Source organism: Gracilibacillus halotolerans (genome assembly GCF_014206945.1).
GTDB lineage: Bacteria > Bacillota > Bacilli > Bacillales > Amphibacillaceae > Gracilibacillus > Gracilibacillus halotolerans.
Genome location: NZ_JACHON010000003.1, coordinates 123,919 through 137,648, shown reverse-complemented (window position 1 = coordinate 137,648; position 13,730 = coordinate 123,919). Strand labels below are relative to the sequence as shown.

The 13,730-nt window shown below is 37.1% G+C and carries 10 protein-coding genes and 1 riboswitch; of the genes, 3 read left to right on the top strand and 7 right to left on the bottom strand.

The window, feature by feature from the left end; all coding sequences use genetic code 11:
- Positions 1-37: 37 nt before the first annotated feature.
- The 6 genes from GGQ92_RS06150 to GGQ92_RS06125 form a co-directional block, all read right to left on the bottom strand.
- The gene (locus GGQ92_RS06150; protein WP_184245719.1) at positions 38-577 is read right to left on the bottom strand and encodes a VUT family protein; all 540 of its coding nucleotides are present in this window, start codon (positions 575-577) and stop codon (positions 38-40) included.
- 14 nt (positions 578-591) lie between these two features.
- Positions 592-1,095, bottom strand: coding sequence for a preQ(1) synthase (gene queF / locus GGQ92_RS06145; RefSeq protein ID WP_184245716.1), 504 nt, complete (start codon positions 1,093-1,095; stop codon positions 592-594).
- A 99-nt stretch (positions 1,096-1,194) separates the two neighbouring features.
- A riboswitch (PreQ1 riboswitch) is annotated at positions 1,195-1,240 on the bottom strand.
- A 125-nt stretch (positions 1,241-1,365) separates the two neighbouring features.
- Positions 1,366-1,536, bottom strand: coding sequence for a hypothetical protein (locus tag GGQ92_RS06140; RefSeq protein WP_184245713.1), 171 nt, complete (start codon positions 1,534-1,536; stop codon positions 1,366-1,368).
- A 107-nt stretch (positions 1,537-1,643) separates the two neighbouring features.
- Positions 1,644-2,324 (bottom strand): phosphoribosylaminoimidazolesuccinocarboxamide synthase, encoded by a 681-nt coding sequence (locus GGQ92_RS06135; protein WP_184245710.1) that lies wholly within the window; start codon positions 2,322-2,324, stop codon positions 1,644-1,646.
- Positions 2,325-2,449: 125 nt separating this feature from the next.
- Complete coding sequence (locus tag GGQ92_RS06130; RefSeq protein WP_184245708.1) at positions 2,450-3,646, bottom strand: aminotransferase-like domain-containing protein; 1,197 nt, start codon at positions 3,644-3,646, stop codon at positions 2,450-2,452.
- A 154-nt stretch (positions 3,647-3,800) separates the two neighbouring features.
- Positions 3,801-5,159, bottom strand: coding sequence for a YjiH family protein (locus GGQ92_RS06125; RefSeq protein ID WP_184245705.1), 1,359 nt, complete (start codon positions 5,157-5,159; stop codon positions 3,801-3,803).
- Between the two features lie 187 nt (positions 5,160-5,346).
- Here GGQ92_RS06125 and GGQ92_RS06120 point away from each other — a divergent pair, with 187 nt between their 5' ends.
- Positions 5,347-6,768, top strand: a complete 1,422-nt coding sequence (locus GGQ92_RS06120) for an amidase (protein ID WP_184245702.1) — start codon at positions 5,347-5,349, stop codon at positions 6,766-6,768.
- 44 nt (positions 6,769-6,812) lie between these two features.
- On the opposite strand, the gene GGQ92_RS06115 is transcribed toward GGQ92_RS06120, so the two are convergent.
- A complete protein-coding gene (locus GGQ92_RS06115; RefSeq protein ID WP_184245700.1) occupies positions 6,813-7,712 on the bottom strand; it encodes a LysR family transcriptional regulator in 900 nt (299 codons plus the stop codon).
- Positions 7,713-7,817: 105 nt separating this feature from the next.
- On the opposite strand from GGQ92_RS06115, the gene GGQ92_RS06110 reads away from it, so the two are divergent.
- Positions 7,818-9,008, top strand: a complete 1,191-nt coding sequence (locus GGQ92_RS06110) for a coenzyme F420-0:L-glutamate ligase (RefSeq protein WP_184245697.1) — start codon at positions 7,818-7,820, stop codon at positions 9,006-9,008.
- 301 nt (positions 9,009-9,309) lie between these two features.
- Positions 9,310-13,605: an endo-1,4-beta-xylanase gene (locus GGQ92_RS06105; protein ID WP_184245694.1), complete on the top strand. Its 4,296-nt coding sequence runs from the start codon at positions 9,310-9,312 to the stop codon at positions 13,603-13,605.
- Positions 13,606-13,730 lie beyond the last annotated feature (125 nt).

The window sequence follows — 13,730 nt, the reverse complement described above, 5'->3', positions numbered from 1 at the left end:
TAAAAAGCCTATTCATCAAGAATAGGCTTTTACTATATTAGGCAGCGGCTTTTGTCTCATATGATGTGTGGACTTTACTAATAATGAGCGCACCTATGAGCTGTATAACCGTCTTAGCAAGTATTTGACTCATGATTGCAATCGGCACTGCTTCCCATGGCAAAAATCCAGCCCCAATTGGACTTAAACCTACTATAACAAACACTAACGAATCCAAAAACCCTCCAGCTAGACCACTATAAAAGACCCTCCAACTCAGAGGTAAATTCAGTCTTGTATAAATCTCTGTATCTGCTGTTTCAGAAATAATAAAAGATAAAGCTGAGGCTGCAACGATCATCATCGTGTCACCTAATAAAGCAGATACACCCGCCGACAGAACAAGTGCGGATAAAATAATAAAATATGTCTTTTTCCGACCAAATTTGTTCTGTACCATATCTCTAAAGATAAATGTTGCACCAATAAACAACGTGCCATACGGTATAATAAAAATTCCTAATTCTAGTGGAGCGTATGCGGCAGTTACCACATTCGCAATAACAATCGAGATAAGATATAACAATATTCTAAGCATCTTTATCCTCTTTCCTAGCGATTATCAATTTTCTCAGGATTTAAATCATGATTAAATAGCCTTTGCATCGCCATTTCTTCAAATTTAGTTCCTGGTTTACCATAGTTACACCACGGATCAATGGAAATCCCGCCACGTGGTGTGAATTTACCCCACACTTCAATATAACGTGGATCTAATAATTCGATTAAGTCGTTCATGATAATGTTGACACAATCCTCATGAAAATCCCCATGATTTCGGAAACTAAATAAATATAGTTTCAAAGATTTACTTTCTACTAATTTCTTGTCAGGAATATAAGAAATATAGATCGTTGCAAAATCTGGCTGACTCGTAATCGGGCAAAGGCTCGTAAATTCCGGACAGTTAAATTTTACAAAATAGTCCCTATTCGGATGCTTATTATCAACGGCCTCTAAAACCTCAGGAGCGTAGCCAAATTTATATGCAGTATTCTGATTTCCTAATAACGTTAAATCTTCTAAACCTTCTTCTGGTCGTCTCGTGCTGGACATAAAAAAACCTCCTCGAATATATATCTACTCCGAGAGAGGCCATAGCAAAGACTATAAGAAATGAAAAACCACATCCTATATGGATATGGTGTATATTCAATATCCATAGTTTTTTATAGAGGGTTGCGCTATGAACCTCTCCCGCTTATCGGGTATTCACTTATACTCTATGTATTGTAAGGACAAGATAGCAAATTGTCAACTCTATTTAGTCCTCAAAACTTTGCACGTCTACAAAACCCACACACCAAAATACGGCCGAGATTTAGTTCATTCTATTCTTTCCGTTCTCAGTTCATGTAAAATCTCTTTTAAAACTTTTAAAATATTCTGCAACGCTAGTAACACTATTCCAAGCATAATAAACGTTACAATCTCACCTGTGTAAAATGCCAGCAAGCCTAGAATAATCACATATATTACATACCATACTTCCCGCAATCAACTCACCCTTTAACCTTTTTCTATATATTAACATATTTGGTCTCTACTATTCTTCCATCAATCAAAAAAACTGGCACACATTCATTGTATGCCAGTTTTTTTACTTAAAAGAACAGTTTCTCTAACTCTAATGGTTCTATGTATTGACCATCTTTATATGCGCGCATATTGCCACCAGATATTTCATCAATTAATACAATTTGTTTATCCTTGCCTGCTCTACCGAATTCAAATTTTATATCATATAAATCAATATCTTTTTTCGCAAGCTCTTCCTTAACAATAAGTCCAATCTCTCGAGTTAGTTGTTTCAGCACTCCATATTCTTCTTTAGATAAGATTCCAAGCATATCTAGTGCATCCTCACTAATCGGAGGGTCTTCCCTTTCATCGTCCTTTAATGTAACTTCCACAAATCCATCAAGTGGTTGTCCTTCCTCTGCATAAAGTCCATATCTACGTAAAAAGCTTCCGACAGCGCGGTACCTGCATATCACTTCTAAGCCATTACCAAAAACCTCGGCAGGCTTAACCGTCATTGTAGCTTTCTCGATATCTGCATCGATATAATGTGTAGGAATCCCTTTTTCCTTTAAGACTTCAAAGAAATGCTTAGTAAGTTTTAAACCCGCTTGGCCAACACCATCTATCGTTAACCCTACCGTGTTTGCACCTGGATCGAATACACCATCCACACCCGTTACGTCATCTTTAAATTGAAGTAGATAGTTTCCATCTTCTAATTCATAGACATCCTTCGTTTTCCCTACGTACTTGAGCTCCATGGACCATTCCCCTTTTTTTGGAATTTAATAGAATCGTTACTTTGCTGTTTCATTATAATCATAAATTCTTTATTGGACAAGAGTTGATCGACCATAAAATGAAAGACTTGATCCCTTCAAAAGAATCAAGCCTTATTATTATTTTTAATTACGTCTGCAAGTAATTTAATCCCTTTTTCTATTTGCTCCTTCGATTCGTAGCTATAGGACAACCGTAAGTAAGACTTACCCTCTTCTCTATTTAAAAAGAAAAATTCACCTGGTATATAGGAGACTCCATTCTCAGTTGCTGTTGTAAGTAACTTTGTCGTGTCTACCCCATCGATTTGAATCCATACGAAGTAACCTCCGTCCGGATAAAACCACGTAACTTCTTCCGGCATATAAAGTTCTAATGCACGTGTCATTGTCTCAGCTTTCTCTTTATATACTAACCGTAAGCTTTCAGATTGTTCTGCAATACTATATGACTCCAAATAAGTAGACATCACCGCTTGTAGAAAAGGATGATCTAAATCCTTTTTAAACCAATAAAGTTTTTGTATTAATGTTTCCGTTGTCGCGATCCAGCCAATTCGTAGACCCGGTGCCACTATTTTTGATAATGAGCCGACATGGAGAACCCTTCCCTCTTTATCCAAAGATTTTAGAGGCGGAGGCAATTCATCAAAATATAAATCACCATATGCATGGTCCTCTATAATAAGAAAGTCATATTCTGAGGCTAGCTGCATTAACTGATGACGCCTCTCTACAGGCATTGTTGTACCAGTTGGATTATGGAAAGTAGGAATCGTGTAAACCATTTTCGGTAGTGGTTGTGCATTCTTCTTTCGCTCCATTAGCATCTTTTCAAATTGCTCTGTATCCATACCTTGGTCATCTATAGGTATTTCAACAAAGTGAGAAGTGTAATTTTTAAAAATTTCTAGAGCTTCCATGTAAGTTGGCTTTTCAATTGCTACAACTGTATCACGGTCCATAAAAACACGAGAAATTAAATCAATCGCTTGGCACGCACCTGCAGTGACAAGTAGCTCGCTTTCCTGTAGAGATATATGACGTTTATTCAAATGTTTCGTTATTTGTGATTTTAATTGATCCATTTTCGGAGTACCTAAATAATGTAACGGTAAATCCTGTTCTTTCGTTAATAAATCATGTACTGCCTGGTCTATTTCTTGTACAGGGACTAGCTGAGGATCTGGATATCCAGAACTAAGTCGAATACAATCGTTTGGGATATTGGGCATCCATTCACCTGGTGGTTCATTTTGGAATGAAGCCTTACTCTGTTCAGAAAAGAAAGAAGTATAATTCAATGGTGTCACACCTTTTTTTACTGTATTTTCCCCTATTGTAGCATAAAAAACCTTTTAGACGTCGCCATCTACTACTCTAAAGTACTTTTGATTCGCTGGAATTGTTTTAGTAGACGTAAAAAACTCACCAGGCTAGGCCTAATGAGTTCGTCTATTAAAAGAATAAGAAATGCGCCATAAAAGCTGCAACTGGTAAGGTTACAATTGTTCTTTGCAAGAAAATAACAAATAACTCCAGCAAGGAAATAGGTATTTTTGATTTTAATAGTAATACGCCGATTTCTGACATGTATATGAGCTGTGATACCGCAATAACCCCAATAACAAAGCGAGTTAATTCCGATTCAATTCCACTACCGATAACAGCTGGTAAAAACATATCAGCAAATCCGACGATCATCGCAGGAGCAGCTTCACTCGCTTCCGGTATTTGTAACAATTCCAAGAATGGTATAAAAGGATACGATAAATACGTGAATATAGGTGTAAATTCAGCAATAATTAGCGCTACTGTTCCTAACGCCATTACTAATGGGATTAATGCAAACCAAATATCAAACACGTTCAAAATTGCTCTTTTAATAACCATTCCCGCATTACTTACGTTCGATGCTTTTTCTGTTGCTTTTTCCAATCCAAAACGAAAACTGGATACCCCTTCTGGTACTACTTCGTCAATCTGCTTTCCAGTTTTCTCATAATACGTATCTTTCTTTCTAGATAATGGTGGAATTCGCGGACAAATAATTGCTGCAATAATACCCGCAACGATAACCGTAAAGTAATACTGCACAAACATGTGATCAATATTTAAGAACTTAGCTATAACTAAACTAAAAGCAATCGAAGCAATTGAGAAGTTAGTCGCTACTACTGCAGCCTCACGCTTCGTATAATAACCCGACTCATATTGTTGTGTTGTAAGCAATACTCCAACAGTTCCACTCCCCATCCATGATGCTAAGGCATCAATAGAAGAACGGCCTGGTAATCGGAATAATGGATTCATAATTTTTCTTACGATCGTTCCAATAAAATCCATTAACCCGTATTCTAATAGTAGCGGCATAAACAAACAAGCAAATAAGAACCAAACCATTAAAACAGGAATTAAGTCGTTAAGCATAACGCCCCCAGTAAGGTCAGAGGCTATCAATTCTGGACCAAAACCGCCTAATGTAAAGATTGCAAAAACTGCACCTATTAGACGAAAAATAACCCAGTGAATCGGCACATTAAACAAGCTATCCAAAAATAAGTTATTCTTAACCCAATCAAAATTAGTAAAGTATGCAATTAAACTTCCTATTGAAGAGATAAGAAGAAGGATTGTTGCAATAAGTGGTATGTGATCTCCAAGCATCGCTTGTAAGCCATCTGCAAATACTCCTAATACAATCGTTACCTTATCTCCTACTTTAACTGGTACTAGAAAAAGAAGGATTCCGATTAAAGAAGGTAACCAAAATTTCATATATTGTTTGCCTGTATACGTCAAGGGTTGTTTTTTCATGATGTTCTCTCCATTTTCTTAAAAGTGACTTGTATTAATATAACATTGAATGCATAAATATTCAATAGTTTTATTATACTTTCTAACTTATTATTTTAGAAAACTCTCACGGCTCATTTATTAGCAAAGCGACTGATAGCAATGTATCATTGATAATGGATAATACTACACGAAGGAGAGGACTTTATTGACAAGCTTTGATCAACTATTAGAACGAGATGCGCTAGGTCAAAAGGAATTATTAGATAACAAAGAAATCACTACAATAGAATTAACCGATTTCTATATAGATCGAATACAAAAATACAACCCAAAACTTAATGCCATTGTAACCGAAATGTTCAACACCGCAAGGGAACAAGCAAAAAAGCAAACCATTGGAAATGGACCTGTCGCTGGTCTTCCTTTCTTAATAAAAGATCTCGCTGGAATAAAGGGTGTACGGTTAACCCATGGGTCTACCATTTTAAAAGATTTTGTATCGCCTATGTCAGATGACATCGTACAACGATACGAACAAGCTGGACTCATCTTTCTTGGTAAAACAAACACGCCTGAATTCGGTTTTCTACCAACAACTGAACCAGACTTATTCGGCCCATCAATTAATCCTTGGAATGAAAAGTATTCAACCGGGGGATCAAGTGGTGGAGCAACGAGCGCCGTTGCAGCTGGACTTATTCCATTCGCTCACGCAAGTGATGGAGGAGGTTCGATCCGTATTCCTGCCTCTGCAAGTGGATTGTTTGGCTTGAAGCCAAGTAGAGGCAGAAGGCCATATGGACCGTACGTTAACCATTTATCCATAGACCATGCAGTAACACGCTCTGTACGTGATAGCGCAGTTTTATTAGATATTATTCATGGTACCGGCAAGCACCAACTTTATCCAGGCTATGAGAAAAAGGCCTCTTTCCTAGAGAGTTTGAATGAAAGGCCTAGAAAACTTAAAATCGCTGTCCAGTATGAAAGGGAAAGTATACGTTTTGATGAAGAAACTCGTAAAAATATGGAGAAGTCAATTCTATTAATGAAAGATTTAGGACATGAGGTAGTTGAAATAATGCCAGAGTTTGATTTTTCTAATTTGGCGCATCACTTCATTAATATATGGCTAGCAACAGGTGCTGTCGTAATTAATCATCTTGCACAACTAAGTGGACAAGAGCCTAACAGCGAAAATGTAGAATCCTTATCTTATCAAATCTTGCAGTTTGGCAAAAAATTATCTGCATACGACTATGAAGAGTCTCGCGTTATGCTAGAGAGAACTTCTCAACAAATCTTATCTTTCTTTGATGATTTCGATATTTGGATGACGCCTACATTAAACCAAGTTCCATTCAAAATTGGTCAAAATAACGAAGAAGTTACAAATCCTTATGAAAGCATGCTTAATAACATGGTAGACTACAACCCATACATGCCAATTGCGAATGCTACTGGCCAACCTGCAATGAGCGTGCCAACATCTTGGACGAACGAAGGAGTTCCAATCGGGACGCATTTCTTCGGAAGACCTGGAGAGGAAAGCACGTTGCTACAGCTAGCTCAACAAATCGAGAATGAGCAACCTTGGTTTCATCGCTATAAAGATATCGAACTATAAAAACCAAACGCACTTTAGCAAATCCATTTTGCGAAGTGCGTTTTTTAATAATAATACGTTGTACCACGTTCTATTAATTCCACAAATTTCGTCGAGGCGGAGGAAAGAGGAACACTCTGCAAATAACAAACACCGATGCTTCTTTTTGGTATTTCCATCTCTAATGGTATCTCCCAGACGTAACCTCTATTTAAGTATTCCTTTGAAAATTCTCTTGTTACACACGCAATCCCTAAATTTATTTTAGCGAAGTCCAGTAATAAATCATGATAACCTAACTCGAATTCAGGAGATACATCTACACCCTGCTTCTCTAAAAATTGATCCACATACTTTCTTGAATTAGAATTTGGTTCGAGGAAAATCAACGGTAAGCGAACAAGTTGTTCTAATTGCAACGGCTTACGTAATAACCGTTTATACTTTTCCCCACAAACGAAGATATCTTGAATTTCCATACATGGCATTACTTCTAAAGCAGGGTCGTTAACTGGTAAGTTACAGACGGCAATATCGACTTCCCCAGATTTCAACATCGCTAATGTTTCCGCTGTTGTTCCATTTTCAATTTTAAATTTTATATTCGGATAGTTGCTATGGAACTTCTCTAAGAAGGGTAAGAGAAAGTGGCGCGATATCGTGTCCCCTACTCCTATTTTCAATTCTCCTGCTGTTAAATTTTTAAATTCAAGGATTTTTTCTTCACCAGTATCAATTAAACTTAGTGAGGAATGTACATACTCATATAGAAGACTCCCTTCTTCCGTAAAAGTAACTCCTTTTGATGTACGATTAAATAGGCGGGTGCCTAATTCACTTTCTAATTGCTGGATGGATTGGCTAACAGCTGGTTGTGTCATAAATAGTTTACCAGCAGCCTTAGAAAAACTTTTATATTTACCAACCATCCAAAACACTCGATATAGATCTAATTTAATAGACATATAAGCACTCCTTATATCTACTATTATATATATTAATTTTACTTATAACAATAAAAGTTGTATATTACAGAAGGATGTTAATTTGAACGTTAAGGAGCGATGGATGTGGAAAGAGTAGTAGGTACGGTTGCAAGGGGTTTAAGATGTCCAATCATTAACCAAGGTGATAACATAGCTGCTATTACAGTAGAAAGTGTGTTAAAGGCATCTGAATTAGAAGGTTTTCCAGTTCAAGATAAAGATATCGTTGCTATAACAGAATCGGTTGTTGCTCGTGCACAAGGTAATTACGCAACCATTGATGTTATTGCTCAAGATATTAAGGATAAATTTAATGAAGATACGATCGGAGTTATCTTTCCAATATTAAGTCGTAACCGCTTTGCAACAATTCTAAAAGGAATCGCAAAAGGCGCAAACAAAATTGTATTAATGTTAAGCTATCCTTCTGATGAAGTTGGGAACCATTTAGTTGATCTTGATCAACTTGATGAAAAAGGTGTAAATCCTTGGACAGATGTTCTCACTGAGGAAAAATTCAGAGAGTATTTCGGCCATAACAAACACCGTTTTACAGGCGTCGATTACATTGAGTACTACAAATCGATTGTCGAAGAATTTGGGATTGAATGTGAAATTATTTTTTCTAATAATCCAAAATCGATATTAGAATATACGAAAAGCGTATTAGCTTGCGATATCCACAGTCGTCTGCGAACAAAAAGAATCTTAAATGCTAATGGAGCGGAAAAAGTATATACATTAGATGACATATTAAAACAATCCATTAATGGTAGTGGATATAATGAAGAATTCGGTTTACTAGGTGCTAACAAAGCGACAGAAGATAACGTAAAGCTTTTCCCACGTGACTGTCAACCTGTCGTTCAAGAAATTCAACAATTATTGAAAGAGAAAACCGGTAAGCAAGTTGAGGTTATGGTTTACGGAGACGGTGCCTTCAAAGATCCTGCAGGTAAGATTTGGGAACTTGCAGATCCTGTTGTCTCCCCTGCCTATACGTCAGGATTAGACGGAACACCAAATGAAGTAAAATTGAAATACCTAGCAGATAACAACTTCTCTGATTTGAAAGGGGAAGAATTACAAACAGCCGTTGCGGAATATATTAATAATAAAAAAGATGATTTGGTTGGCGAGATGGAATCTCAAGGTACGACTCCAAGAAAATTAACGGATTTAATTGGCTCTCTAGCCGATTTAACATCTGGAAGTGGAGACAAGGGGACACCAATCGTATATATCCAAGGATATTTTGACAATTATACAAAATAAGATTGCTCAGTATGGTTAAGTGCCATACTGAGTTTTTATTTGTAATAAAATACCACTAAACTGCAACTTAAGTATTTTCTATAGTTTTCAAAGTTTCTAGTAGAGTGTATCTCAAGTATTAGTATTAGTTATTTACTTTCTAGAGTATAATCTATAATTTGGGTGGTTTAAAGCGCTTACACATACACGTTACAATGGAAGATGGGAAAGGAGGAAAGTTTCTACATTTTGGAAGCGCTTCTAATCTCGTGCGCTATTTTGCTATTATAATTTAATAGTTAATGGAGGGAAACGAAAATCTATGGTAAAGAAGATGAAAAAATTCATGATTATGCTCATGGCAGCTCTCTTGCTCCTACCACCGGGTTGGGGATCACCAATTGTAAAAGCTGCTGAAAAACAAGATATTCCTGTACTTTTGTATCACCAAGTAGTTGATAACCCATCAGATACTTGGACACACACTAGCACAGAGCTGTTTAGACAAACCGTGCAATACCTACAAGATAATAACTTCACAACATTGACTGCTGATCAATACGTAAAAATAATGGATGGAGAGGAACAAGCTCCTGAAAATCCTATTCTACTTACTTTTGATGATGCAACACCAGATTTCGTTCATACAGTTGTTCCGATACTAGATGAATTTAATATGAACGCTATTCAATTTGTCACTACGGATTGGATAGGCGGAAATTTCAGTATGTCAGAAGAAAATCTTAAAAGTTTAGTGGGTAAGGATAATATAAGTTTACAAGTCCACTCTACAACACATGACGGTGATATTTGGGGAAGTGATGGATCCGTTCAAAGTGGAATTACTGCTGAGCAAGCACAAGAACAAATTGGTAATGCTGTAGATTACCTTAAAGAGCTCACTGGAGAAAATCCTACATTAATGGCTTATCCATATGGGAGTTACAATGATATTGCCAAAGAAGTAAATAAAGATAATGGCATAAAGTATGCATTTAAGGTTGGTTACCCTAATGACGGGGATTATGCTATGGGTCGCCATTATGTAACAATGGATACCACATTAACTGATATCGCTGGATGGATTGATGGACCGACGCCAGAAACTCCATCAACTGAAGAACCTGAAGAACCAGTTGAGGAAGATGGAAATGTTGTATTTTCCCAAAGCTTTGAAGATGATGATTTAGGTAATTGGCAAAACTTACCTTGGGCTGAGAGCAATGGTATCTTTGAGATTTCTACTGAACAAGCATCTGACGGTTCAAAATCACTTCTATTTAAAGATAGAGAAGATAGAAATAGTAGCCCTAGCCTAAATCTAACCGATAAAGTTGAACCGGGATATAATTATAATATTTCGTTAAAAGTGAGAGTTAGCGAAGGCACAGATACATTACGTATTGCTTCAAAAGTAGACGCTCCTTCACTTGATAATAACTATCCTTGGGTAGTAGATAACCAAGATGTAAGTTCAACAGATTGGACTTCTTTTGAAGCTAATGAATTTAGCCTCCCTACTGACACTTCTGAGTTTATTCTATACGTCGAATCTGACGATAGCGGTAGCGAAACTGCACCAAATATTTTTATTGATGAGGTAATCATTACACAATTAGGCGAAATTGACAGCACACCAGGTGATGAAAATGGTGAAGAAGAAGATCCGGATCGTGAGCCAGCCCTAGAATTTGAAACAATTACGTTCGAAGATGGAGAATTAAATGGGTTTGAAGCTCGTGGAGAGAATGAACTGCTTACTGTAACAGATGAGGCAAACCATACTGAAGATGGTTCTTTCGCTTTAAAAGTTGAAAATCGCGAGCAAGCTTGGAACGGACCTTCACTACGTGTTGAAGAATATATCAATATAGGTGAAGAATATAAGATTTCTGCTTGGATTAAACTTATTTCTCCTGATAGCTCTCAAATCCAATTATCTACCCAAATTGGCGATGGTGACGGTGCAAGTTACAACACCATTCAAGGTAAAACCATTAGTAAAGATGATGGTTGGGTAAAATTTGAAGGAACGTATCGTTATACTAGTAGTGGTAACGGACATATCACCATCTACGTAGAAAGCTCTAATAATGCAGACGCAACGTTCTATGTTGATGATGTGACGTTTGAGCCTACTGGAACTGGTGAAGTAAGCTTTGATGATAGTTTAACCGCTATTAAGGATGTTTATAAAGATGACTTTTTAATTGGTAATATCGTGTCTGAAAAAGATTTAGAGGGTATGCGTTTAGATTTCCTTAAACATCATCATGAAGTAGTAACAGCGGAAAATGCTATGAAGCCAGACTACGCTTATAATGATGAAGGTGATTTTGATTTTACATCTGAAAGAGCGCTAGTTGATAGTGTGCTTGCAAATGACCTACAAATGGTTGGACATGTGCTTGTATGGCATTCACAATCACCAGAATGGTTATGGGCAGATTCTGACGGTAACCCATTAAGTCGTGATGAAGCTTTAGCTAATATGGAAGCACATATTAGAGCCGCAGTAGAAGCTTTTGGTGACGATGTTATTGCATGGGATGTAGTAAATGAGGCGATGAGCGATAATCCTCCGAACCCGTCTGATTGGAGAGCTTCACTTCGTAGGTCTGGTTGGTTCCATGCTATTGGACCTGATTTTGTAGAACAAGCATTCCGAATTACGAAGGAAGTAATGCAAGAAAATGGTTGGGACGATGTAAAGCTATATTACAATGACTACAATGATGATAACCAAAACAAAGCAGAAGCCATTTATCAAATGGTAAAAGAAATAAACGAAAACTATGCTGCAGAAAATAACGGTGATGTTCTAGTCGACGGTATTGGTATGCAAGGTCATTACAATATCAATACAAACCCTGAAAATGTAAGAAGCTCTATCGAGAAATTCATTTCTTTAGATGGAGTAGAAGTTAGTGTTACTGAGCTAGATATTATGGCAGGGGATGGCGGAGTACAAACAGAGCAACAAGCGAATAGACAAGCCTACCTATATGCTCAGCTATTCCAAATTTATAAGGAATATGCAGATGACATCGCTCGAGTTACATTCTGGGCATTAGATGATGGTACAAGCTGGAGATCAGAAAATAGCCCAAGTCTATTTGATAAAGACTTCCAAGCGAAGCCAGCATACTATGCAGTAATTGACCCTGAAGGATTTATTGAAGATTATGATCCTGAAGTGATTGAAGCAAATAAAGGTAACGCTGTACAAGGTACACCAACGATTGATGGTGTAATGGATGATGTTTGGAGTAACGCACCAGCACTACCAATCAATCGCTATCAAACAGCTCATAACGGAGCGAACGGTAATGCTAGAGTACTTTGGGATGATGAAAACTTATATGTATTCGTACAAGTTAGTGACTCTAATTTAGATAAGGCACATGCCGATGCTCATGAACAAGATTCTGTAGAAGTATTTGTTGATGAACAAAATACGAAAGCTTCTTCCTATGTTGATGGTGTAGGGCAGTATCGTGTGAATTTTGATAACGAAACATCCTTTAACCCAACTGCTGTTGAAGAAGGTTTTGAATCTGCAACACAAATTACTGGTGGAGGGTACACAGTAGAGTTAAAGATTCCATTTAAAACTATTAATCCCGAGGATAATCTACAGATTGGATTTGATGTTCAAATTAATGATGCTGTAGAGGGTGCTCGTAATAGTGTCGCTACTTGGAATGATACTTCTGGCCAAGGCTATCAAGACCCATCTGTATTCGGGGTGTTAACACTCGTTAATTCTCTCGATGAACCACAGCCAGAGCCTGAGAATCCTAAACCAGAAGATCCTAAGCCTGAGGAACCTAAACCAGCAGACCCTAAACCTGAGGATCCTAAACAACCAGAAAAGCCAGAAAATAAACCAGTAGTTACAAAACCTTCTGTTAAAGATAAGGTCGCTACTGTAGACAATAAAGCAGTTGATTCAGTTCCAAAGAACGGTAATCTTGTTCTTGATTTATCCGATAATGATTCAACCGTAAAAGTTACGTTAACAAAAGAGCAGGTTAGTAAGTTAAAAGAACAAAATGCTGAAATCACGGTTGAAAAGGAAGATGTTACATTAGCAATTCCAGCATCTATACTAAATAATGGTGAAGCAGTAGAAATAGTAGTAGAAAGAATGCAGGATATTGACGAAGCATTAAGTGCAGTATATGACTTTACAATTACACAAGATGGTAAGATAATTAGTAACTTTAAGGACACACCTGTAACACTTACATTCCCAGTTAACGCTGATAGGGTAAATGATCCTACCAATGTAAAAGTATTCTACTGGAATCCTGAAACTGAGGAATGGGAACAAGTAGGTGACGGTGGCTATTATCAAGATGGATTCATTACTGTAGAAACAGATCATTTCAGTATATTTACTGTATTTGAAGTAGAGGATGTAGAAGAGGTGGAGGACCTGCCAGATTCAACACCAATAGAATCTGATTCTACAACACCAGAAGATGACGAATCTTCTAAAGACGGGGAAACTCTTCCCGATACAGCAACAAGCACTTACAACTTCCTACTTGCAGGATTAGCAATGCTTGCAGCTGGATCACTAGTATTCTTTGTTAGAAGAAAAAAAGCATAAGCCATAACGACTAAAGAGGCTGATTTTTATATCAGTCTCTTTTTTTGTATTAAAAGTTATTGACATATACAGTCCAACTGTATACAATCAAACTATACAGTTTAACGATATATAGTAAGACTGAG